The following is a 19,427-nucleotide window of genomic DNA, read 5'->3' as shown; positions in this document are numbered from 1 at the left end:
TTTTGTCATTTCGGGGCAATCACTTCTTCATCTTGGAGAGGGCGGCGGCGAAGGCGTTGCCCATGGCGCCACCGGCTGGGGCGCTCGGTTTCGGCTCCTGCCTGGGTCTGGTGTTGCCTGCACCCGATGGGCGGGATTCCGCCGGCTTGCGGGCGGGTTGTCCCGCTTTCTCGTCGAGGCGCATGGTCAGGCTGATGCGCTTGCGCGGTACATCCACCTCCAGCACCTTGACCCGCACTATGTCACCCGCCTTGACCACCTCGCGGGGATCCTTGACGAAACGGTCGGTCAGGGAGGAGATGTGCACCAGCCCGTCCTGATGGACGCCGATGTCGACGAAGGCGCCGAAATTGGTGACGTTGGTGACCACACCTTCCAGCACCATCTCGGGCACCAGGTCGCTTATCTTCTCCACCCCGTCCCTGAAGGTGGCGGTCTTGAACTCGGGGCGCGGATCCCGGCCCGGCTTGTCCAGCTCGCCTATGATGTCGGTGACTGTGGGCACGCCGAATTGCTCGTCCGTGTAGTCGGCCGGTTTCAGGCTGCGCAGCAGGCTGCTGTTGCCGAGCAGGCTGTCCACTGTCTGTTCAAGTTGGGCGAGGATCCGCTCCACCACCGGATAGGACTCCGGGTGCACCGCCGAGCCATCCAGCGGATTGTTGCCGCCGCGAATGCGCAGGAAGCCGGCGCACTGCTCGAACGCCTTGGGGCCGAGGCGGCTCACCTTCAACAACTGCTGACGGCTCTTGAAGGCGCCGTGCTCATCCCGGTAGGCGACTATGTTCTGGGCCAGGGTCTGGGAGAGGCCGGAAACCCGGTTGAGCAGGGCGACCGAGGCGGTATTCACATCCACACCGACCGCGTTCACGCAATCCTCGACCACAGCATCCAGTCGGCGGGCCAGCTGGCTCTGGCCGACGTCGTGCTGGTACTGGCCCACGCCTATGCTCTTGGGATCGATCTTGACCAGCTCGGCCAGGGGGTCCTGCAGGCGGCGGGCGATGGAGACGGCGCCACGGATGGAGACATCGAGATCCGGGAACTCCTGGGAGGCGAGCTCGGAGGCGGAGTAGACCGAGGCGCCCGCCTCGCTCACTACTATCTTCTGGGCCCGGGCCAAGGGGTAGCGCTCGAACAGCTCGCTCACCAGGCGGTCGGTCTCCCGGGAGGCGGTGCCGTTGCCTATGCTGATGAGCTCGACCTTGTGCTTCTGGCACAGCTCGCTCAGTGTCTTGAGGCTCTGATCGATTTGGCGCTTGGGTTCGAACGGATAGATGGTGGCGTGATCGACCAGCTTGCCGGTGGCATCCACCACGGCCACCTTGACCCCGGTGCGGATGCCGGGATCCAGCCCCATGGTGCAACGCATGCCGGCCGGCGCTGCCATCAGCAGATCCTTGAGGTTCATGGCGAACACCTTGATCGCCTCGTCCTCTGCCGATTCGCGGATGCGGCCGATAAGCTCGGTTTCCATCTGCAGGGAGAGCTTGACCTTCCAGGTCCAGCTCACCACCCCCTGCAGCCACTTGTCGGCCGGACGGCTCTGCAGATTGAGCTTGAGGTGATGGGCGATGATCCCTTCGCAAGGGCTGGCGCTCTCATCGTCACCTGTGACCAGCGCCAGGTTGAGGATTCCCTCGTTGCGGCCGCGCAGCATGGCCAGCACCCTGTGGGAGGGGGCCTTGTGCAGCGGTTCGTCATGTTCGAAGTAGTCCTTGAACTTGGCCCCTTCCTGCTCCTTGCCCGCCACCACGCGGGCCCGCAGGGTGGCGTTCTGCCACAGGTAGTCCCGCAGCTTCTCCAGCAGATCGGCCTGCTCGGCGAAGCGCTCCATCAGGATGTAACGGGCACCGTCGAGGGCGGCCTTGCTGTCGGTGATCCCCTGCTCGGCATTGAGGAAGGCGGCGGCTGCTTGCTCGGGATCCTTCATCGGATCGGTGAGCAACAGATTGGCCAGCGGCTCCAGCCCAGCTTCGATGGCCATCTGCCCCTTGGTGCGACGCTTGGGCTTGTAGGGGAGGTAGAGATCTTCGAGCCGGGTCTTGCTGTCGGCACCGTTCAGCTCGCGCGCCAGCTCGGGGGTCAGCTTGCCCTGTTCCTCGATGGAGCGAAGGATCACCTGGCGGCGATCTTCCAGTTCACGCAGATAGCCGAGGCGGCTCTCCAGGGTACGCAGCTGACTGTCGTCCAGACCGCCGGTCACCTCCTTGCGATAACGGGCGATAAAGGGAACGGTCGAGCCTTCATCCAGCAGGCGCACGGCGGCCTGCACCTGTTCCGGGCGGGCATTCAGCTCACCGGCAATCTGTTTCTCAATTACATGGCTGTGCATCTGGGGTCTCTGTGGTCGGGTCTGTCCTACGGGCCGGCAGTGGTTGGGAGTTGTCGCGGCGGGCTGCTGGCTCGTCAGCTGACTCCCGGTGCGCTTCTGCGGCCGGTTGGCGCCACAAGGCGCCGGGTGTGAGCACTATATGAGGTCGACGCTGGGGATGCCACCCCGGGCAAGGGTGCCAGCCTGACCCCGCGGGGGCAGGTGGGCCCGTTTTCTCCCGGCAGGGTCACTTGGGGTAGCTGATGTCGTTGACATACCAGCAGGCGTCACCCACTGGCGTGCGCACTATGGCCTCGTCGCCGACCTCTTTCTTGAGCAGGGCACGGGCCATGGGGGAGTCGATGGAGATGTAATCCTTGCGACCGAAGATCTCGTCATAGCCGACGATGCGAAAGCGCTTGGTCTCTCCCTCTTCACTCTCCACCTCGACCCAGGCGCCGAAGAACACCTTGCCCTCCTGAGAGGGGGAGTAATCGACTATGGTCAGCTCCTCCAGGCACTTGCGCAGGTAGCGGACCCGGCGGTCTATCTCCCGCAGCCGCTTCTTGTTGTACTGGTAGTCGGCGTTCTCGCTGCGATCCCCGAGGCTAGCCGCCCAGGCTACCTTCTTGGTGACCTCGGGTCTCTCCTCGCGCCACAGGGTGTCGTGTTCCTGCCGGAGCTGGTTGTAGCCTTCACGGGTGATGAGTTTGGTTTTCATGGGCTTATCAGTCCCTGCTGCCTGCATGGCGGGTTGCGTCGTCTTGCTCGGGATCTTAGCCATTGGCGTCCGAGTGTCGAGCAGAAATACATGGAAAGAGGATCACTCGGAGCCTATCTGTCCCTCGGAACCCCGGGCCAAGGGTAATAACCGGTAACATATTTATGCTTTGTGGTTGCCAGAGCGAGCCCTAGTATTGGGAGGAGACAGAGAGGAGAGGCGGCAATGAGTCAGCAATACAAGGTCCTGGTGGTCGACGACGACCTGAAACTACGCTCCCTGCTGGAGCGTTACCTCACCGAACAGGGATTTGTGGTGCGGGGCGTTGCCAATGGAGAGCAGGCCGATCGCCTGCTGACCCGCGAGAACTTCAGCCTGATGGTGCTCGACCTGATGCTGCCGGGGGAGGACGGGCTCTCCATCTGCCGCCGCCTGCGGGAGGCAGGCAACCAGATCCCGGTACTGATGCTCACCGCCAAGGGGGACGAAGTGGATCGCATCGTCGGTCTGGAGATGGGGGCGGATGACTATCTGCCCAAGCCGTTCAACCCCCGTGAGTTGCTGGCCCGGATCCGCGCCGTGTTGCGCCGCCATACCGTCGAGCTGCCCGGCGCACCCTCCACCGCCGAGAAGATGGTGAGCTTTGGCGCCTATCAACTCAACCTGGCGACCCGCGAGCTGAGCCGTGACGGGGAGCCGGTGGCCCTGACCAGCGGCGAGTTTGCCGTCCTCAAGGTATTGGTGAGCCACCCTCGCGAGCCGCTCTCCCGGGACAAGCTGATGAACCTGGCCCGGGGCCGGGAATACACAGCCACAGAGCGCAGCATAGATGTGCAGGTCTCCCGTCTGCGCCGCCTGCTGGAGCAGGATCCGGCCCAGCCCCGTTACCTGCAGACAGTGTGGGGCCTGGGCTATGTCTTCGTGCCGGACGGTGACGGGGAATGAAAAAAGTGGGCAGCATGTTCTCCCGCATGCTCTGGTTCCTGGCCGCCGTGCTGGTGGTCTATCAGGTTGTCTCCTACGCCACCTTCTACAACTATCTGCTGGCGCCCACCGTCAAGCAGATCAGCCACCTGCTGGCCAATCAGGTCAAGCTCATCTTCCCTGCCGACAGCAACCAGCTGGCGCTGAGCGAGGATGCCGAGGCGCTGGTCTATGTGACCACGGGCAGCGACATCTACACCCAGAGCGAGGCGGAGCAGCACGGACTCAAGGATTCCAAGCCCTACCCCTATCTGGAGGAGAACATCAGCCGCGAGCTGAAGGGGGAAACCAGGGTCAGGGTCGAGATCCAGGACCACTACATCATCTGGATCCAGCCGCCCCAGGCCAGCCAGATGTGGGTGCGCATCCCCCTGACCGAGATAGAGGATGACGACATAGAGCCCCTCATCATCTACATGAGCGTGCTGCTGGTAGTGACCCTGTTTGCGGCCTGGCGCTTCGCCCGCCAGCTGGTGCGACCGCTGGAAGACCTGGAGGCGGGGGCCGTGGCCGTGGCGCGGGGCCAGTTCCCCGATGCCCTGGGAGAGCACGGATCGCGGGAGGTACGCCGCCTGACCCGCACCTTCAACCACATGTCGCACTCCATCAAGGGCCTCATCGAAGAGCGCAACCTGATGATGGCCGGGGTCTCCCACGATCTGCGCACACCCCTGACCCGCATCCGGCTGGCGACCGAGATGATGTCCTCCGGGGATGAGTACCTCAAGGAGAGCATCAATGCGGACATCGACGAGTCCAACGGCATCATAGATCAGTTCATCGACTACATACGCCCGAACGAGGGGCTGGAGGCCCATCCGATCGACCTGACCCAGCTCATCCACGATGCGCTGCTGATGCAGACCGATCAGGGGCTGGAGGTGGAGCTGCTCCTGCCGGAGCAGGCGGTGCGAGTGGCCTGCCATCCCATCAGCATCCGCCGCATCCTCAACAACCTGTCGGGCAATGCGCTGCGCTACGGTGCGACCCGGTTGCAGGCCGAGCTGAAGGACGATGGTCACTGGGTCAGGTTGCGGCTATCCGACAATGGCCCCGGCATCGCAGAGCAGGACTACTTCCGGGTGCTCAAGCCCTTTACCCAGGGCAATCTGGCGCGCACCGGCGGTGGCAGTGGCCTGGGGCTGGCCATAGTCGCCAAGATAGTGTCCCAGCACCACGGCACCATCAAGCTGGGCCGCTCTGATCTGGGGGGCTTGCTGGTGGAGATCCGGCTACCCAAGCACCAGCCGCTGGAGTGGATGGATTGAACGAAGGGCGCATCTGTGGATGCGCCCTTCTGCATTGTCAGGCTTGTGGCTCGGCCGTCTTGCGGTAGCGCTTGCCGTATTTGAGTTGCTGGATCAGCAGGGCGGCGACGATCAGCGCCAGCCCTATGGGGGTGGCGGGATGAATGGCTTCGCCGATCAACAGGTTGAGCAGCACCAGCGAAGCAAACGGCGAGATGAAGATGAGGTTGCTGATGGGGGCCGTGTTGGTGGCGTGGCGCAGGGCCATCAGCCAGAGCACGAAGCCAAAGCCCATCTCGAACAGTCCCACATAGATGGCACCGAGCCAGCCCTGCCAGGCGGTCATGGCAAAGTCGGCGAGCAGCCAGGTCGCCACCACAATGAAAGGCAGGCTGATGAGGAAGCCGAGCAGCAGGCTGACGATGGGATCCCCCTGATTACGGGTATTGAGGATCCAGTAGCCCGCCCAGATGAGGGTCGAGACCAGGGCCAACGTCACCCCGAGCGGGCTGTCAAACTGCAGGCCGAACACATCCCCCCTGGTGGCGATCACCAGGGCGCCGAAGTAGCCAAGCACTATGGCCACGCCGTCACGGCGCCGGAGCTTCTGGCCGAGGAAGGGGACTGCCAGCAAGCTCAAGGTGATGGCCCAGGTGTAGTTGAGGGTCTGGGCCTGCTGGGCAGGCAGCAGGTCATAGGCCTTGAACAGCAGCAGGTAGTAAAGGAAGGGGTTCAGCACCCCCAGGGCCAGATAGTAGAAGGGGCGGGCCCTGAGATAGCTCAGCAGCAGGGGCAGCTTGCCCTGGATCGCCACGATGGACCCCAGGGTCAGGGTCGAGGTGATGGCGGCGACCAGCAGCAACTGCACCGGCTCGAAGTAGGCGAGGGATATCTTGAAGGCGGTGGCTACCGTCGACCAGAGGGCGACGGCGCAGAGTCCGTATTGATAGGCTTTCTTCTGATTCTTGAGCATCGGGGTCGTTCCGCTGACTGAGGCAAGGGCGCAGTCTATCAGCCTGTTTGCAACATTGTCGTTACCGCTTTGTGGCTGGCAGGAGAGCGATCGCCAGCGAGATCCATCCGTCACACAAAATTGCGCACAATCTGTCCGCCTTCTCTTGCGCGAATTGAAAAAATCCGTATAATCCCCTCCGCTTGCCCATGAGGCATGCCAGACGATATGTCTGCTGCTGAGCTTCCCGTTTACGAGTCGCCAGCCATACAGTCCTCCCGATATGGGAGGAAACGTGAAAAATCACACCTCTGGCGGGAGTAATCTCGGTCGGGCGGTGTTGATTTATGTTCTTTTATCTATTGGAGCTCTGTCAATGCAGAACCAAAGAATCCGTATCCGCCTGAAGGCTTTTGATCATCGCCTGATCGATCAATCCACTGCGGAAATCGTTGAAACTGCAAAGCGCACCGGCGCGCAGGTTCGCGGTCCTATTCCGCTGCCGACTCGCAAAGAGCGCTTCACCGTCCTGATCTCCCCGCACGTCAACAAAGATGCGCGTGATCAGTACGAGATCCGCACTCACAAGCGTCTGGTAGACATCGTTGAGCCGACTGACAAGACCGTAGACGCCCTGATGCGTCTGGATCTGGCAGCTGGTGTAGACGTCCAGATCAGCCTGGGTTAATTACGGAAAGAGGTTGATAACAATGACAATCGGTCTTGTAGGTCGCAAAGTGGGTATGACTCGCATCTTCACTGAAGATGGCGTTTCTATCCCGGTGACTGTTATCGAAGTTGAAGCTAACCGTGTAACTCAGGTCAAATCTGTAGAAACCGACGGCTACAACGCTATTCAGGTTACCACTGGCGCCAAGAAAGCCAGCCGTGTGACCAAGCCGGAAGCTGGCCACTTCGCCAAAGCTGGTGTAGAAGCCGGTCGCGGTCTGTGGGAGTTCCGCCTGAACAACGGTGAAACTTTCACTGTTGGTAGCGAGCTGAAAGTAGATCTTCTCGCTGACGTTAAGATGGTTGACGTTACCGGCACATCCAAGGGTAAAGGTTTTGCGGGCACTGTAAAGCGCCACAACTTCCGCACCCAGGATATGACCCACGGTAACTCCCTGTCCCACCGTGTACCTGGCTCCATCGGTCAAAACCAGACCCCGGGCCGTGTATTCAAGGGCAAAAAGATGGCTGGTCACATGGGTGCTGAGCGTGTAACGACTCAGAACCTGGAACTGGTTCGTGTTGACGCTGAACGCAACCTGCTGCTCATCAAAGGCGCAGTACCGGGTGCAACCAACGGCAACGTGATCGTCAAACCTGCCGTCAAAGCGTAACGTCTGAGGAGATAGTAATGGAATTGGTAATGAAAGACGCCAAGAGCGCTCTTGAAGTTTCCGAGACTACCTTCGGGCGCGAATTCAACGAAGCTCTGGTTCACCAGGTCGTCGTTGCATATGCCGCTGGTGCCCGTCAGGGTACTCGTGCGCAGCTGACTCGCTCTGAAGTGTCTGGTGGCGGCAAAAAGCCGTGGCGTCAGAAGGGTACTGGTCGTGCCCGTGCTGGCTCCATCCGTTCGCCCATCTGGCGTTCCGGTGGTGTGACCTTTGCTGCTAAGCCGCAAGATCACAGCCAGAAAGTAAACAAGAAGATGTACCGCGGCGCTATCCGTAGCATCCTGTCCGAGCTGGTACGTCAAGAGCGCCTGATCGTTGTCGAGAAATTCGGCATCGAAGCGCCGAAGACCAAAGAACTGATCGCCAAGCTGAAAGAAATGGAACTGACTGACGTTCTGATCGTGACTGCTGAAGTCGATGAGAACCTGTTCCTGGCTGCTCGCAACCTGTACAAGGTCGACGTGCGTGATGTTGCCGGTATCGACCCGGTCAGCCTGATCGCTTTCGACAAGATTCTGATGACTGCTGACGCAGTTAAGCAAATCGAGGAGATGCTGGCATGATCCGCGAAGAACGTCTGTTGAAAGTTCTGAAGGCTCCGCACATCTCTGAAAAGAGCACCATGGTCGCAGAAAAGCAGAACACTATCGTGTTCAAAGTTGCTGTTGATGCCACCAAGGCGGAAGTCAAAGCTGCAGTTGCGAAACTGTTCGAGGTCGAAGTTGAGACCGTCCGTACCCTGAACATGAAGGGTAAGACCAAGCGCTCAGGTGCGCGTGTAGGCCGTCGTTCCGATTGGAAAAAGGCTTATGTGACCCTGAAAGCTGGTCAGGACATCGACTTCATGGGCGCAGCCGAGTAAGAGGAGTTCTCAAAAATGGCAATCGTTAAGTGCAAGCCTACTTCTCCGGGCCGCCGCCACGTCGTCAAGATCGTCAACCAAGAGCTGTACAAGGGCAAGCCCTTCGCCGCTCTGCTGGACAGCAAAAGCAAGTCCGGTGGTCGTAACAACAACGGCCGTATCACCACCCGTCATATCGGTGGTGGTCACAAGCAACACTACCGTATCGTCGACTTCAAACGCGACAAAGACGGCATTCCGGCCAAAGTAGAGCGTCTGGAATACGATCCTAACCGTACCGCAAACATCGCCCTGGTGCTGTATGCAGACGGTGAGCGTCGTTACATCCTGGCTCCGAAAGGCCTGAAAGCAGGTGATGCTATCGCTTCTGGTGCTGATGCTGCGATCAAGGTAGGTAACTCCCTGCCGATGCGTAACATCCCGGTTGGTTCTACCGTTCACGCCGTAGAAATGAAGCCTGGTAAAGGTGCCCAGCTGGCTCGTTCCGCTGGTACTTTCATCCAGATTCTGGCTCGTGAAGGTAACTATGTAACTCTGCGTCTGCGTTCCGGCGAAGTACGTAAAGTTCTGGCCGAGTGCCGCGCCACCATTGGTGAAGTGGGTAACTCCGAGCACATGCTGCGTCAACTGGGTAAAGCCGGTGCAAACCGCTGGCGTGGTATTCGTCCGACCGTTCGCGGTATGGCGATGAACCCGGTTGATCACCCGCACGGTGGTGGTGAGGGTCGTAACAAGGGCATGCAGCCTGTGTCCCCATGGGGCCAGAAGGCTAAGGGCTTCAAGACCCGTAAGAACAAGCGTACCGACAAGTACATCGTACGTCGTCGTAACAAGTAATTGTTAACATAGAGGAATCACCATGCCACGTTCTCTCAAGAAGGGTCCATTTATTGACCTGCACTTGCTGAAGAAGGTAGAGAAAGCGGTGGAAAGCGGGGATAAAAAGCCGGTTAAGACCTGGTCCCGTCGTTCAATGATCATCCCGAACATGATCGGTTTGACCATCGCTGTCCATAATGGTCGTCAGCACGTTCCGGTTTTCGTTACCGAAGAAATGATCGGTCACAAACTGGGTGAATTCGCACCGACTCGTACTTATCGCGGCCATGCTGCTGATAAGAAGGCTAAGAAGCGCTAAGGGATAAATGATGGAAGCTATCGCTAAACACCGTTATGCCCGTACTTCTGCCCAGAAAGCTCGTCTGGTAGCCGATCAAGTACGTGGTCTGTCCGTAGACAAGGCTCTGAACATCCTGACCTTCAGCCCGAAAAAGGCTGCGGTTCTGGTGAAGAAAGTGCTGGAATCTGCCATTGCAAACGCTGAGCACAACGAAGGCGCCGACATCGACGCCCTGCGTGTTGCCACCATCATGGTAGACGAAGGTCCCTCCATGAAGCGCATCCGCCCGCGTGCCAAAGGTCGCGCGGATCGTATCCTCAAGCGTACCGCTCACATCACTGTAGTGGTATCCGACGCTAAGGCTGGGAGATAAGCAATGGGTCAGAAAGTACATCCTAATGGCATTCGCCTGGGTATTACCAAGCCTTGGAATTCTACCTGGTTCGCGAACACCAAAGACTTCGCTGACAACCTGTACAGCGATTTCCAAGTACGCCAGTTCCTGACCAAGGAGCTGAAAAACGCTTCCTTGTCCAAGATCACCATCGAGCGTCCGGCCAAGAGCATCCGTGTGACCATTCACACCGCTCGTCCGGGTGTCGTGATCGGCAAGAAAGGCGAAGACGTTGAGAAACTGCGCAAAGCCGTAGCCGCTATTGCTGGCGTGCCTGCTCAGATCAACATTTCCGAAGTCCGCAAGCCGGAGCTGGATGGCAAACTCGTTGCCGACAGCATCACTTCTCAGCTGGAACGTCGCGTAATGTTCCGTCGCGCTATGAAGCGCGCCGTACAGAACGCCATGCGCCTGGGTGCCAAGGGCATCAAAGTAGAAGTGTCCGGTCGTCTGGGCGGCGCTGAAATCGCGCGTACCGAATGGTACCGTGAAGGTCGTGTGCCTTTGCACACCCTGCGTGCCGACATCGACTACGCAACTTCTGAAGCCCACACCACTTACGGTGTGATCGGCGTCAAAGTTTGGATCTTCAAGGGCGAAGTTCTGGGCGGTCTGGCTGCTGTTAACGCTGCCGCTGCTCAAGAGCAAGCTCCTGCAAAGCCCAAGCGTGACAACAAGCGCCGCGCTGCTAAGTAAGGAGATTCGGTAAATGTTGCAACCTAAGCGTACTAAATTCCGCAAGACCCATAAGGGTCGTAACCGCGGTCTGGCCAACTCTGGTAACGAAGTATCCTTCGGTACCTTTGGCCTGAAGGCGACATCTCGTGGTCAACTGACTGCTCGTCAAATCGAAGCAGCCCGTCGTGCCATGACCCGTCACGTAAAGCGTCAAGGTAAGATCTGGATCCGTGTGTTCCCGGACAAGCCCATCACCGAAAAGCCCCTCGAAGTTCGTATGGGTAAAGGTAAGGGCAACGTGGAATATTGGGTCTGCCCGATCCAGCCTGGCAAGGTTCTGTACGAGATGGATGGTGTACCTGAGGCTCTGGCGCGTGAAGCGTTTGCCCTGGCCGCAGCTAAGCTGTCCGTTCAGACCACTTTCGTAATTAAGACGGTGATGTGATGAAAGCCCAAGATCTGCGTCAAAAGAGCGTCGATGAACTGAACCAGGAGCTGCTGGGTCTGCTGCGTGAGCAATTCAACATGCGCATGCAAGCGTCCACCGGCCAGCTGGCTCAGACTCACACTCTGAAACAAGTGCGTCGTGACGTCGCACGTATCAAGACTGTACTGACTGAGAAGGCAGGTGCGTAATGACTGACAAGATCCGTACTCTGCAAGGTCGTGTAATTAGCGACAAGATGGACAAGTCCATCACCGTCGCTATCGAGCGCAAGGTAAAGCACCCGATCTACGGTAAGATCATCAAGCGCACTACCAAGCTGCACGTACATGACGAGAACAACGAGTGTAAAGCTGGCGATCTCGTGGAAATCCGCGAATGCCGCCCGCTGTCCAAGACCAAGTCCTGGACCCTGGTTGCTGTCGTAGAAAAGGCCTAATTCGGTACTTTTTAGCCCAAACGGCCCCCCATCGGGGCCGTTTGTTTTTTAGGCTACCTTTTCAAAAATACCTGTGTTATAGTTTCGCGCCTTTTGAAGGCAGCCAGATCCCATTAGGGATAAGAAGTAAACAAAGCGGAGCACTAAGATGATCCAGATGCAAAGTATGCTGGGTGTTGCCGACAACTCCGGCGCTCGCAGTGTAATGTGTATTAAGGTTCTGGGTGGTTCGCACCGCCGTTATGCCGGCATCGGCGACATCATCAAGGTTTCCATCAAGGAAGCTATTCCTCGCGGTAAAGTGAAGAAAGGTGATGTGTATAACGCGGTGGTCGTACGCACCCGTAAAGGCGTTCGTCGTCCGGACGGCTCTGTCATCCGTTTCGACAACAATGCGGCTGTGTTGCTTAACAACAACCAACAGCCAATCGGTACTCGTATTTTTGGCCCGGTGACCCGTGAACTCCGTAATGAGAAGTTCATGAAGATTGTGTCCCTGGCACCCGAAGTACTGTAAGGAGTCGAACGATGGCAGCGAAAATCCGTCGCGAAGACGAAGTAATTGTTCTTACCGGCAAAGACAAGGGCAAGCGTGGCAAAGTCACTCAAGTCCTGATTGCAAAAGGTAAGGTAATCGTGGAAGGCATCAACCAGGTGAAGAAACACCAGAAGCCGGTACCCGCATTGGGTCAGGCTGGCGGTATCGTCACCAAAGAAGCCCCCATCGATGTATCTAACATCGCGCTGTTCAACTCTGCCACTGGCAAGGCTGACCGCGTTGGTTTCCGGATTGAAGACGGCAAGAAAGTCCGTTTCTTCAAATCCACCGGCGAACTTGTGAAGTAATTGGAGTTTAACGATGGCGAAACTGCATGATTACTACAAATCCGATGTAGTAAATGAACTGTCCAAGCAGTTCGGTTACAAGACTATCATGCAAGTCCCTCGGATCGAGAAAATCACCCTGAACATGGGTGTTGGTGAAGCGATCTCTGACAAGAAGTTGCTGGAAAATGCTGCTGCCGATATGGCTGCCATTTCCGGTCAGAAACCGCTGATCACCAAAGCACGCAAATCTGTTGCGGGCTTCAAGATTCGTGAAGGCTACCCGATAGGTTGTAAAGTAACCCTGCGTGGCGAGCGTATGTGGGAGTTCCTGGAACGGCTGATTTGCATCTCCGTACCGCGTATCCGTGACTTCCGTGGTCTGAACGCTAAGGCGTTTGATGGCCGTGGTAACTACTCCATGGGCGTGCGTGAGCAAATCATCTTCCCGGAAATCGACTATGACAAGGTCGATCGCGTCCGTGGTCTGGATATCACCATCACCACTTCCGCGAATACCGACGAAGAAGGCCGTGCTCTGCTGGCTGCCTTTAACTTCCCATTCCGCAAGTAAGGTTAGGGTTATGGCTAAAACATCCATGAAAGCACGTGAAGCAAAGCGTGCGAAGCTGGCAGCCAAGTTCGCGACCAAGCGTACCGAGCTGAAAGCTATCATCGTTGATATGAACGCTTCTGAAGAAGCGCGTTGGGATGCTGTCTTGCAACTGCAACAGCTGCCCCGTGATTCCAGTCCGTCCCGCCAGCGTAACCGTTGCAACATCACTGGTCGTCCGCACGGTTTCCTGCGGAAGTTTGGCCTCTCTCGCATCAAGGTGCGTGAGCATGCCATGAAGGGCGAAATTCCGGGCCTCAAAAAGGCCTCTTGGTAAGAATCTCGGGAGTTAGACTATGAGCATGCAAGATCCGATCGCGGATATGCTGACCCGCATCCGTAACGGTCAGGCGGCGAGCAAAGTTGCGGTTTCCATGCCTTCTTCCAAGCTGAAAGTGGCTATTGCCAAAGTGCTGAAGGAAGAAGGTTACATCGCTGGCTACTCCGTAGCAGGTGATGTGAAGCCGGAACTGGAAATTGAACTGAAATATTTCCAGGGCAAGCCGGTTGTAGAACTGATCCAACGCGTGAGCCGTCCCGGCCTGCGTATTTACAAGCGCACTACTGATCTGCCGAAAGTCATGGGCGGTCTCGGTGTTGCTATCGTGTCCACGTCTAAAGGTGTGATGACCGACCGTGCTGCCCGCAAGGCAAGCATGGGTGGTGAGATCATCTGCTACGTCGCTTAATAGGAGGTCGGAAATGTCTCGCGTTGCTAAGGCACCCGTCACTATTCCTGCTGGCGTAGAGGTGACTCTGAACGGTCAGGAACTGTCCATCAAAGGTGGTAAAGGTTCTCTGGTTCGTTCCATCCACGCCGGTGTAGAAGTGACCAAAGAAGACAATGTACTGAAGTTCGCCCCGCGCGACGGCATCGCTGGTGCTGACGCTCAGGCCGGTACTGCACGTGCATTGGCTAACAACATGGTAATCGGTGTTACCCAAGGCTTCGAGCGCAAGCTGCAGCTGGTTGGTGTTGGCTACAAAGCCTCCATCAAGGGCAATGCTGTCGCGCTGGCTCTGGGCTTCTCTCACCCGGTTGAGCATGCGCTGCCGGCTGGTGTCACCGCTGAATGTCCGTCCGCCACAGAGATCATTCTGCGTGGTGTGGACAAGCAGCTGGTTGGCCAAGTCGCCGCCGATATCCGTTCTTACCGCGCTCCGGAGCCCTACAAGGGCAAGGGTGTACGCTATGCCAACGAGCAAGTGCGTACTAAAGAAGCTAAGAAGAAGTAAGGTAACACTATGGACAAGAAAGCAGCTCGTCTCCGTCGTGCTACTCGTGCTCGGAAAAAGATGCAGGAACTGGGAGCTACCCGTCTGGTTGTTCACCGTACCCCGCGTCATATCTATGCGCAGGTTATCGCAGCCAACGGTTCCGAAGTTCTGGCCTCTGCTTCTACAGTAGAGAAAGCCATCAGTGAAGCGCTCAAATCTACCGGTAATGCAGATGCAGCTACCGCAGTAGGTAAAGCAATCGCTGAGCGTGCTATTGCCAAAGGCGTTCAGAACGTATCTTTCGATCGTTCCGGTTTCAAGTATCACGGTCGTGTAGCCGCTCTGGCTACCGCTGCTCGTGACGCTGGTCTTCAGTTCTAAGCTAGGAGTCGAAGATGGCTAAAGTCGAATCTCAAGCCGGCGAACTGCAAGAAAAGCTGATTGCAGTAAACCGTGTTTCGAAAACTGTTAAAGGTGGTCGTATCATGTCCTTCACCGCGTTGACCGTGGTGGGTGATGGTAACGGCCGTGTAGGTTACGGTTACGGTAAGGCCCGTGAAGTTCCGGCTGCCATTCAAAAGGCAATGGAACAGGCTAAACGTAACCTGAACAAGGTTGAACTGAACAATGGCACTCTGCACCACCCGGTGCGCGGTGTTCACTCCGGTTCCACCGTGTTCATGAAGCCGGCCTCACAAGGTACTGGTATCATTGCAGGCGGCGCCATGCGTGCCGTACTGGAAGTTGCCGGTATCCACAACGTGCTGGCCAAGACCTACGGTTCCACCAACCCAATCAACGTTGTTCGCGCAACTGTAGACGCTCTGGTTCACGGTCAATCACCGGAACAGATCGCTGCCAAGCGTGGTCTGCGCGTTGAAGAAATTCTGGGGTAATGCGACATGGCTAACACTGTAAAAGTAACTCAAACTCGCAGCTCTATCGGCCGTCTGCCAAAGCACAAGGCGACTCTGCGTGGTCTGGGTCTGCGTCGCATTGGTCACACCGTTGAGCTGGAAGATACTCCCTGCGTACGCGGCATGATCAACCAGGTTTATTACATGGTTAAGGTGGAGGGCTAAGCATGCGTCTGAATACTCTGTCTCCGGCCGCTGGTTCCAAGCGTGTTAAGCACCGTCCGGGCCGTGGTATCGGTTCTGGTCTGGGCAAGACCGGTGGTCGTGGTGTGAAAGGTCAAACTTCTCGTTCCGGTGGCGGTAAAGTCCGCAACGGTTTCGAGGGTGGCCAGATGCCTTTGAAAATCCGTCTGCCGAAGTTCGGTTTCTTCTCTCGCAAATCTTTGGTTTCTGCCGAAGTGCGCCTGAACGAAATCGCCCTGGTAGAAGGTGATGTGGTCGATCTGAGCACTCTGAAGCAAGCCGGTGTTGTTACCAAGAACATCGTTTTCGCTAAAGTTGTTCTGTCTGGCAACATTGACCGTGCTGTGACCGTTCGTGGTCTGTCCGTCACCAAAGGTGCACGTGCAGCCATCGAGGCCGCTGGCGGTAAAATCGAGGAATAATCAGTACAATGGCTAAGAAACCAGGATTGGATGTTAAAGCACAAGGTGGTCTGAGTGAACTGAAGAGCCGTCTGCTCTTCGTTCTCGGGGCAATTATCGTGTTCCGCGCAGGCTCTTATGTGCCGATTCCTGGTATTGACGCCGCCGTACTGGCCGAGTTGTTCCAACAACAGAAGGGCACCATCATTGAGATGTTCAACATGTTCAGTGGTGGTGCACTCTCGCGTGCTTCTATTCTTGCGCTGGGGATCATGCCGTACATTTCGGCGTCGATCATTATCCAGCTGCTGACTGTGGTTCATCCTGCTCTTGCTGAACTCAAGAAAGAGGGTGAATCCGGCCGTCGCAAGATTAGCCAATATACCCGTTGGGGCACGCTGGTTTTGGGAACGTTCCAGGCCATTGGTATTGCAACCGGTCTGCCGAATATGATGCAGGGACTCGTGACTCATCCGGGTTTGGGCTTCTATTTCACGGCCGTTGTGAGTCTGGTCACCGGTACCATGTTCTTGATGTGGTTGGGTGAACAGATTACCGAGCGTGGGATTGGTAATGGTATCTCGTTGATTATTTTCACGGGTATCGTTGCTGGTCTGCCTCATGCCATTGGCGCTACGGCCGAACAGGCACGTCAAGGGGAATTGCACATCCTGCTGTTGTTGTTGCTGGGCTTGATTGTTTTCGCAGTGACTTACTTTGTGGTGTTCGTGGAGCGTGGTCAGCGTCGTATCGTCGTCAACTATGCCAAGCGTCAACAAGGCCGCCAGGTATTCGCCGCGCAAAGCACACACCTGCCGTTGAAAGTGAATATGGCCGGTGTGATTCCTGCGATTTTCGCATCCAGCATCATCCTCTTCCCAGGGACCATTACCTCTTGGTTTGGTCAGGGCGAGGGCAAGGTGGCTGATATCCTGCAACAGGTCTCTATGGTCCTGCAGCCGGGTCAACCCTTGTATGAGATGCTCTATGCAGCAGCCATTATCTTCTTCTGCTTCTTCTATACCGCGCTGGTGTTCAACCCCCGCGAGACAGCAGATAATCTGAAGAAGAGTGGAGCCTTTATCCCGGGGATCCGCCCGGGCGAGCAGACAGCACGTTACATCGATAAGGTTATGACTCGCCTGACATTGGCAGGTGCGCTCTATATAACCTTTATCTGTCTGGTACCCCAGTTCTTGATGACTGCCTGGAACGTACAGTTCTACTTCGGTGGCACTTCGCTGCTGATTATCGTGGTAGTTATCATGGACTTCATGGCTCAGGTACAAACCCATATGATGTCTCATCAATATGGTGACGTCCTGAGGAAGGCCAACCTGAAGGGCTACGGCCGCTAAAGGTCGGCGTAGTTACGGAGTTAAGCAATGAAAGTTCGTGCTTCCGTTAAGGCAATCTGCCGTAACTGCAAAATCATCAAGCGTCACGGTGTGGTGCGTGTGATTTGCAGCGAGCCAAAGCATAAACAGCGCCAAGGCTAATTTTTTACGGTTAGTACTTGCAACAAATAGTTGTGCTGGCTAATATAGCCAGCCAACTTTTGTTGTGTATTGGTTGACCGCCACGTATCCGCTCACGGGCTTTGTGGTGGTCGTTATCTACGCTAAGTAGGAGTGAACAGTGGCCCGTATCGCTGGCATTAACATTCCTGACCATAAGCATGCAGTCATTGCGTTGACTGCGATTTATGGCGTCGGTCGTACCCGCTCCAAGGCCATCTGTGCCGCAGCCGGTATTGCTGAGAATGTGAAAATTAAAGACTTGGACGAAGCTCAGATCGAAAGTCTGCGCGAGCAAGTAGGTAAATTCACCGTTGAAGGTGACTTGCGTCGTCAGATTTCCATGAACATCAAACGCTTGATGGATCTGGGTTGCTACCGTGGCTTGCGTCACCGTCGTAGCCTGCCTGTTCGTGGTCAACGTACCAAGACCAACGCTCGTACCCGTAAGGGTCCGCGCAAGGCTATCAAGAAGTAACGGGAAGGTAGAAAATGGCTAAAACTCCGACTCGTGCTCGCAAGCGCGTTAAAAAGCAAGTGAGCGACGGTATTGCGCACGTTCATGCATCTTTCAACAACACAATCGTGACCATTACTGACCGTCAGGGCAATGCTCTGTCATGGGCTACCTCCGGTGGTTCAGGTTTCCGTGGTTCCCGTAAGTCCACTCCGTTTGCTGCCCAGGTAGCTGCTGAGCGTGCTGGTGAGATCGCCAAAGAATACGGCGTGAAGAACCTGGAAGTCATGGTCAAAGGTCCGGGTCCCGGTCGTGAGTCTTCCATCCGCGCTCTGAACGCGGCTGGTTTCCGCATCACTAATATTACTGATGTGACTCCGATCCCGCACAACGGTTGTCGTCCTCCCAAGAAGCGCCGCGTATAACGCTGTAGCTACTTGGTCTAGGATTGTTGGAGAAAGAAGATGGCAAGATATATCGGTCCTAAGCTTAAGCTTAGCCGTCGTGAGGGCACCGACCTCTTCCTGAAGTCTGGTGTTCGTGCGATTGATTCTAAGTGCAAGATTGACACCGTTCCTGGTCAACATGGTGCGCGTAAAGCGCGTCTGTCCGACTATGGCGTGCAACTGCGCGAGAAACAAAAAGTACGTCGTATCTACGGCGTATTGGAAAAACAGTTCCGCAACTACTACCGCGACGCTGCCCGTCAAAAGGGTAACACCGGTGAAAACCTGTTGCAGCTGCTGGAAGGTCGTCTGGACAACGTCGTCTACCGCATGGGCTTCGGCGCCACTCGTGCTGAGTCTCGTCAGCTGGTGAGCCACAAAGCCATCATGGTAAACGGCCGCGTTGTGAATGTTCCTTCTTTCCAGGTATCCCCTGAGGACGTGATCTGCGTTCGCGAGAAGGCTAAGAAGCAAGCGCGTATCAAAGCTTCCCTGGAAGTTGCTGGTCAGCGCGAGAAGCCGACTTGGGTAGAGGTTGACGCTGCTAAGATGGAAGGTGCCTTCAAGCGCCTGCCAGAGCGTTCCGACCTGTCTGCCGACATTAACGAACAGCTGATCGTCGAGCTTTACTCCAAGTAAAGCTAGCTTCTAAAGAGAGGACACAATGCTGGGTTCTGTAACAGATTTTCTTAAACCGCGGCTAGTTGACATCGAGCAAGTTAGCCCGACTCACGCGAAAGTGACTCTCGAGCCGCTTGAGCGTGGCTTTGGCCACACGCTGGGTAATGCCCTGCGTCGTATTTTGCTGTCATCTATGCCCGGTTGTGCAGTCACTGAAGTCGAGATCGACGGAGTACTGCACGAGTACAGCAGCAAAGAAGGTGTACAGGAAGACATTCTTGAAATCCTGCTCAACCTGAAAGGTATCGCTGTGAAGCTGGAAGGCAAGGACGAGGTAACTCTGTCCCTGACCAAGTCTGGAACAGGCCCCGTTACCGCTGGTGATATCACTCACGGTGATGAAGTCGAGATCGTAAACCCGGAGCACGTAATCTGCCACCTGACAGGGGCCAATGCTGAAATCAGCATGCGTCTGAAAGTTCAGCGCGGTCGTGGTTATGTGCCTGCTTCTGCTCGTGTTCACAACGATGATGAAGAGCGTCCTATTGGTCGCCTGCTGCTGGACTCCGCGTTCAGCCCCATCGTTCGCATCGCCTACAATGTTGAGGCGGCACGTGTGGAACAGCGCACCGACTTGGACAAGCTGGTTATCGACATGGAGACCAATGGTACT

At 56.6% G+C, this 19,427-nt stretch carries 32 protein-coding genes (1 of these 32 cut by a window edge); 29 read left to right on the top strand and 3 right to left on the bottom strand.

Going from position 1 to position 19,427, the window contains the following annotated elements; all coding sequences use genetic code 11:
- Positions 1–19: 19 nt before the first annotated feature.
- Positions 20–2,332, bottom strand: a complete 2,313-nt coding sequence (locus OC537_RS17370) for a Tex family protein (RefSeq protein ID WP_262113078.1) — start codon at positions 2,330–2,332, stop codon at positions 20–22.
- 226 nt (positions 2,333–2,558) lie between these two features.
- Positions 2,559–3,032 (bottom strand): transcription elongation factor GreB, encoded by a 474-nt coding sequence (gene greB / locus OC537_RS17365; protein ID WP_025325381.1) that lies wholly within the window; start codon positions 3,030–3,032, stop codon positions 2,559–2,561.
- Positions 3,033–3,257: 225 nt separating this feature from the next.
- Between greB and ompR the strand changes: the two genes are divergently transcribed.
- Positions 3,258–3,977 carry a two-component system response regulator OmpR gene (ompR, locus tag OC537_RS17360; protein WP_025325382.1) on the top strand — a complete coding sequence of 240 codons (720 nt, stop codon included), beginning with the start codon at positions 3,258–3,260 and terminating at the stop codon, positions 3,975–3,977.
- Positions 3,974–5,284, top strand: a complete 1,311-nt coding sequence (gene envZ / locus OC537_RS17355) for a two-component system sensor histidine kinase EnvZ (protein WP_262113072.1) — start codon at positions 3,974–3,976, stop codon at positions 5,282–5,284. Before ompR ends, envZ begins: the two co-directional genes overlap by 4 nt.
- A gap of 37 nt (positions 5,285–5,321) precedes the next feature.
- On the opposite strand, the gene OC537_RS17350 is transcribed toward envZ, so the two are convergent.
- Complete coding sequence (locus tag OC537_RS17350) at positions 5,322–6,236, bottom strand: DMT family transporter (RefSeq protein ID WP_139745052.1); 915 nt, start codon at positions 6,234–6,236, stop codon at positions 5,322–5,324.
- Positions 6,237–6,591: 355 nt separating this feature from the next.
- Here OC537_RS17350 and rpsJ point away from each other — a divergent pair, with 355 nt between their 5' ends.
- The 27 genes from rpsJ to OC537_RS17215 all read left to right on the top strand — a co-directional run.
- Positions 6,592–6,903 carry a 30S ribosomal protein S10 gene (rpsJ, locus tag OC537_RS17345; protein ID WP_005307944.1) on the top strand — a complete coding sequence of 104 codons (312 nt, stop codon included), beginning with the start codon at positions 6,592–6,594 and terminating at the stop codon, positions 6,901–6,903.
- 22 nt (positions 6,904–6,925) lie between these two features.
- The gene (rplC, locus tag OC537_RS17340) at positions 6,926–7,558 is read left to right on the top strand and encodes a 50S ribosomal protein L3 (RefSeq protein ID WP_025325385.1); all 633 of its coding nucleotides are present in this window, start codon (positions 6,926–6,928) and stop codon (positions 7,556–7,558) included.
- 17 nt (positions 7,559–7,575) lie between these two features.
- Positions 7,576–8,181: a 50S ribosomal protein L4 gene (rplD, locus tag OC537_RS17335; protein ID WP_025325386.1), complete on the top strand. Its 606-nt coding sequence runs from the start codon at positions 7,576–7,578 to the stop codon at positions 8,179–8,181.
- Positions 8,178–8,480 carry a 50S ribosomal protein L23 gene (gene rplW / locus OC537_RS17330; RefSeq protein WP_005331199.1) on the top strand — a complete coding sequence of 101 codons (303 nt, stop codon included), beginning with the start codon at positions 8,178–8,180 and terminating at the stop codon, positions 8,478–8,480. The genes rplD and rplW overlap by 4 nt, the downstream gene beginning before the upstream one ends.
- A gap of 15 nt (positions 8,481–8,495) precedes the next feature.
- Complete coding sequence (gene rplB, locus OC537_RS17325) at positions 8,496–9,317, top strand: 50S ribosomal protein L2 (protein WP_005331177.1); 822 nt, start codon at positions 8,496–8,498, stop codon at positions 9,315–9,317.
- 22 nt (positions 9,318–9,339) lie between these two features.
- Entirely contained in the window at positions 9,340–9,618 is a 279-nt protein-coding gene (rpsS, locus tag OC537_RS17320) for a 30S ribosomal protein S19 (protein ID WP_005307960.1), read from the top strand.
- 10 nt (positions 9,619–9,628) lie between these two features.
- Positions 9,629–9,973 (top strand): 50S ribosomal protein L22, encoded by a 345-nt coding sequence (gene rplV, locus OC537_RS17315; protein WP_005319741.1) that lies wholly within the window; start codon positions 9,629–9,631, stop codon positions 9,971–9,973.
- A gap of 3 nt (positions 9,974–9,976) precedes the next feature.
- A complete protein-coding gene (gene rpsC / locus OC537_RS17310; protein ID WP_005331168.1) occupies positions 9,977–10,690 on the top strand; it encodes a 30S ribosomal protein S3 in 714 nt (237 codons plus the stop codon).
- A 13-nt stretch (positions 10,691–10,703) separates the two neighbouring features.
- The gene (gene rplP / locus OC537_RS17305; RefSeq protein WP_005307963.1) at positions 10,704–11,117 is read left to right on the top strand and encodes a 50S ribosomal protein L16; all 414 of its coding nucleotides are present in this window, start codon (positions 10,704–10,706) and stop codon (positions 11,115–11,117) included.
- Positions 11,117–11,308 carry a 50S ribosomal protein L29 gene (rpmC, locus tag OC537_RS17300; RefSeq protein WP_005319733.1) on the top strand — a complete coding sequence of 64 codons (192 nt, stop codon included), beginning with the start codon at positions 11,117–11,119 and terminating at the stop codon, positions 11,306–11,308. Before rplP ends, rpmC begins: the two co-directional genes overlap by 1 nt.
- Positions 11,308–11,556, top strand: a complete 249-nt coding sequence (gene rpsQ, locus OC537_RS17295) for a 30S ribosomal protein S17 (RefSeq protein WP_005307966.1) — start codon at positions 11,308–11,310, stop codon at positions 11,554–11,556. The genes rpmC and rpsQ overlap by 1 nt, the downstream gene beginning before the upstream one ends.
- A gap of 148 nt (positions 11,557–11,704) precedes the next feature.
- Positions 11,705–12,073 carry a 50S ribosomal protein L14 gene (gene rplN / locus OC537_RS17290; protein ID WP_005307975.1) on the top strand — a complete coding sequence of 123 codons (369 nt, stop codon included), beginning with the start codon at positions 11,705–11,707 and terminating at the stop codon, positions 12,071–12,073.
- A gap of 11 nt (positions 12,074–12,084) precedes the next feature.
- Positions 12,085–12,402, top strand: coding sequence for a 50S ribosomal protein L24 (gene rplX, locus OC537_RS17285; RefSeq protein ID WP_025325387.1), 318 nt, complete (start codon positions 12,085–12,087; stop codon positions 12,400–12,402).
- A 13-nt stretch (positions 12,403–12,415) separates the two neighbouring features.
- Complete coding sequence (gene rplE, locus OC537_RS17280; RefSeq protein ID WP_005331162.1) at positions 12,416–12,955, top strand: 50S ribosomal protein L5; 540 nt, start codon at positions 12,416–12,418, stop codon at positions 12,953–12,955.
- 10 nt (positions 12,956–12,965) lie between these two features.
- Entirely contained in the window at positions 12,966–13,271 is a 306-nt protein-coding gene (gene rpsN, locus OC537_RS17275) for a 30S ribosomal protein S14 (protein ID WP_005331161.1), read from the top strand.
- A gap of 19 nt (positions 13,272–13,290) precedes the next feature.
- On the top strand, positions 13,291–13,683 hold the full coding sequence (rpsH, locus tag OC537_RS17270; RefSeq protein WP_005307980.1) for a 30S ribosomal protein S8: 393 nt from the start codon (positions 13,291–13,293) through the stop codon (positions 13,681–13,683).
- Between the two features lie 13 nt (positions 13,684–13,696).
- Complete coding sequence (gene rplF, locus OC537_RS17265) at positions 13,697–14,230, top strand: 50S ribosomal protein L6 (RefSeq protein ID WP_106885233.1); 534 nt, start codon at positions 13,697–13,699, stop codon at positions 14,228–14,230.
- Between the two features lie 9 nt (positions 14,231–14,239).
- Positions 14,240–14,593 (top strand): 50S ribosomal protein L18, encoded by a 354-nt coding sequence (gene rplR / locus OC537_RS17260; RefSeq protein WP_033130012.1) that lies wholly within the window; start codon positions 14,240–14,242, stop codon positions 14,591–14,593.
- Between the two features lie 14 nt (positions 14,594–14,607).
- On the top strand, positions 14,608–15,108 hold the full coding sequence (gene rpsE / locus OC537_RS17255; protein ID WP_005340605.1) for a 30S ribosomal protein S5: 501 nt from the start codon (positions 14,608–14,610) through the stop codon (positions 15,106–15,108).
- Between the two features lie 6 nt (positions 15,109–15,114).
- Positions 15,115–15,294 carry a 50S ribosomal protein L30 gene (gene rpmD / locus OC537_RS17250; protein WP_005307985.1) on the top strand — a complete coding sequence of 60 codons (180 nt, stop codon included), beginning with the start codon at positions 15,115–15,117 and terminating at the stop codon, positions 15,292–15,294.
- A gap of 2 nt (positions 15,295–15,296) precedes the next feature.
- Positions 15,297–15,734, top strand: coding sequence for a 50S ribosomal protein L15 (rplO, locus tag OC537_RS17245; protein WP_025325390.1), 438 nt, complete (start codon positions 15,297–15,299; stop codon positions 15,732–15,734).
- Between the two features lie 8 nt (positions 15,735–15,742).
- Entirely contained in the window at positions 15,743–17,071 is a 1,329-nt protein-coding gene (gene secY / locus OC537_RS17240) for a preprotein translocase subunit SecY (protein WP_005307989.1), read from the top strand.
- A gap of 27 nt (positions 17,072–17,098) precedes the next feature.
- Entirely contained in the window at positions 17,099–17,212 is a 114-nt protein-coding gene (gene rpmJ, locus OC537_RS17235) for a 50S ribosomal protein L36 (protein ID WP_005319705.1), read from the top strand.
- Positions 17,213–17,351: 139 nt separating this feature from the next.
- Positions 17,352–17,708: a 30S ribosomal protein S13 gene (gene rpsM, locus OC537_RS17230; protein ID WP_005307991.1), complete on the top strand. Its 357-nt coding sequence runs from the start codon at positions 17,352–17,354 to the stop codon at positions 17,706–17,708.
- A 14-nt stretch (positions 17,709–17,722) separates the two neighbouring features.
- Positions 17,723–18,112: a 30S ribosomal protein S11 gene (gene rpsK / locus OC537_RS17225; protein ID WP_005319702.1), complete on the top strand. Its 390-nt coding sequence runs from the start codon at positions 17,723–17,725 to the stop codon at positions 18,110–18,112.
- A gap of 39 nt (positions 18,113–18,151) precedes the next feature.
- Positions 18,152–18,772, top strand: a complete 621-nt coding sequence (gene rpsD / locus OC537_RS17220; protein ID WP_010672568.1) for a 30S ribosomal protein S4 — start codon at positions 18,152–18,154, stop codon at positions 18,770–18,772.
- Positions 18,773–18,797: 25 nt separating this feature from the next.
- Positions 18,798–19,427: the 5' portion of a DNA-directed RNA polymerase subunit alpha gene (locus OC537_RS17215; protein WP_005307997.1), read on the top strand. Its footprint extends 360 nt past the window's final position; the window shows 630 of its 990 coding nt (coding positions 1–630); its start codon is at positions 18,798–18,800; its stop codon lies off the right edge, out of view.

This window comes from Aeromonas sp. Marseille-Q5825 (assembly GCF_946892685.1).
Classification (GTDB): domain Bacteria; phylum Pseudomonadota; class Gammaproteobacteria; order Enterobacterales; family Aeromonadaceae; genus Aeromonas; species Aeromonas rivipollensis.
This window is presented reverse-complemented; position numbering and strand designations above follow the sequence as displayed.

Excerpts from the sequence above, each read along its gene's own strand:
- OC537_RS17370 (WP_262113078.1), bottom strand. The coding sequence starts at position 2,332 with ATGCACAGCCATGTAATTGAGAAACAGATTGCCGGTGAGCTGAATGCC.
- greB (WP_025325381.1), bottom strand. The coding sequence starts at position 3,032 with ATGAAAACCAAACTCATCACCCGTGAAGGCTACAACCAGCTCCGGCAG.
- ompR (WP_025325382.1), top strand. The coding sequence starts at position 3,258 with ATGAGTCAGCAATACAAGGTCCTGGTGGTCGACGACGACCTGAAACTA.
- envZ (WP_262113072.1), top strand. The coding sequence starts at position 3,974 with ATGAAAAAAGTGGGCAGCATGTTCTCCCGCATGCTCTGGTTCCTGGCC.
- OC537_RS17350 (WP_139745052.1), bottom strand. The coding sequence starts at position 6,236 with ATGCTCAAGAATCAGAAGAAAGCCTATCAATACGGACTCTGCGCCGTC.
- rpsJ (WP_005307944.1), top strand. The coding sequence starts at position 6,592 with ATGCAGAACCAAAGAATCCGTATCCGCCTGAAGGCTTTTGATCATCGC.
- rplC (WP_025325385.1), top strand. The coding sequence starts at position 6,926 with ATGACAATCGGTCTTGTAGGTCGCAAAGTGGGTATGACTCGCATCTTC.
- rplD (WP_025325386.1), top strand. The coding sequence starts at position 7,576 with ATGGAATTGGTAATGAAAGACGCCAAGAGCGCTCTTGAAGTTTCCGAG.
- rplW (WP_005331199.1), top strand. The coding sequence starts at position 8,178 with ATGATCCGCGAAGAACGTCTGTTGAAAGTTCTGAAGGCTCCGCACATC.
- rplB (WP_005331177.1), top strand. The coding sequence starts at position 8,496 with ATGGCAATCGTTAAGTGCAAGCCTACTTCTCCGGGCCGCCGCCACGTC.
- rpsS (WP_005307960.1), top strand. The coding sequence starts at position 9,340 with ATGCCACGTTCTCTCAAGAAGGGTCCATTTATTGACCTGCACTTGCTG.
- rplV (WP_005319741.1), top strand. The coding sequence starts at position 9,629 with ATGGAAGCTATCGCTAAACACCGTTATGCCCGTACTTCTGCCCAGAAA.
- rpsC (WP_005331168.1), top strand. The coding sequence starts at position 9,977 with ATGGGTCAGAAAGTACATCCTAATGGCATTCGCCTGGGTATTACCAAG.
- rplP (WP_005307963.1), top strand. The coding sequence starts at position 10,704 with ATGTTGCAACCTAAGCGTACTAAATTCCGCAAGACCCATAAGGGTCGT.
- rpmC (WP_005319733.1), top strand. The coding sequence starts at position 11,117 with ATGAAAGCCCAAGATCTGCGTCAAAAGAGCGTCGATGAACTGAACCAG.
- rpsQ (WP_005307966.1), top strand. The coding sequence starts at position 11,308 with ATGACTGACAAGATCCGTACTCTGCAAGGTCGTGTAATTAGCGACAAG.
- rplN (WP_005307975.1), top strand. The coding sequence starts at position 11,705 with ATGATCCAGATGCAAAGTATGCTGGGTGTTGCCGACAACTCCGGCGCT.
- rplX (WP_025325387.1), top strand. The coding sequence starts at position 12,085 with ATGGCAGCGAAAATCCGTCGCGAAGACGAAGTAATTGTTCTTACCGGC.
- rplE (WP_005331162.1), top strand. The coding sequence starts at position 12,416 with ATGGCGAAACTGCATGATTACTACAAATCCGATGTAGTAAATGAACTG.
- rpsN (WP_005331161.1), top strand. The coding sequence starts at position 12,966 with ATGGCTAAAACATCCATGAAAGCACGTGAAGCAAAGCGTGCGAAGCTG.
- rpsH (WP_005307980.1), top strand. The coding sequence starts at position 13,291 with ATGAGCATGCAAGATCCGATCGCGGATATGCTGACCCGCATCCGTAAC.
- rplF (WP_106885233.1), top strand. The coding sequence starts at position 13,697 with ATGTCTCGCGTTGCTAAGGCACCCGTCACTATTCCTGCTGGCGTAGAG.
- rplR (WP_033130012.1), top strand. The coding sequence starts at position 14,240 with ATGGACAAGAAAGCAGCTCGTCTCCGTCGTGCTACTCGTGCTCGGAAA.
- rpsE (WP_005340605.1), top strand. The coding sequence starts at position 14,608 with ATGGCTAAAGTCGAATCTCAAGCCGGCGAACTGCAAGAAAAGCTGATT.
- rpmD (WP_005307985.1), top strand. The coding sequence starts at position 15,115 with ATGGCTAACACTGTAAAAGTAACTCAAACTCGCAGCTCTATCGGCCGT.
- rplO (WP_025325390.1), top strand. The coding sequence starts at position 15,297 with ATGCGTCTGAATACTCTGTCTCCGGCCGCTGGTTCCAAGCGTGTTAAG.
- secY (WP_005307989.1), top strand. The coding sequence starts at position 15,743 with ATGGCTAAGAAACCAGGATTGGATGTTAAAGCACAAGGTGGTCTGAGT.
- rpmJ (WP_005319705.1), top strand. The coding sequence starts at position 17,099 with ATGAAAGTTCGTGCTTCCGTTAAGGCAATCTGCCGTAACTGCAAAATC.
- rpsK (WP_005319702.1), top strand. The coding sequence starts at position 17,723 with ATGGCTAAAACTCCGACTCGTGCTCGCAAGCGCGTTAAAAAGCAAGTG.
- rpsD (WP_010672568.1), top strand. The coding sequence starts at position 18,152 with ATGGCAAGATATATCGGTCCTAAGCTTAAGCTTAGCCGTCGTGAGGGC.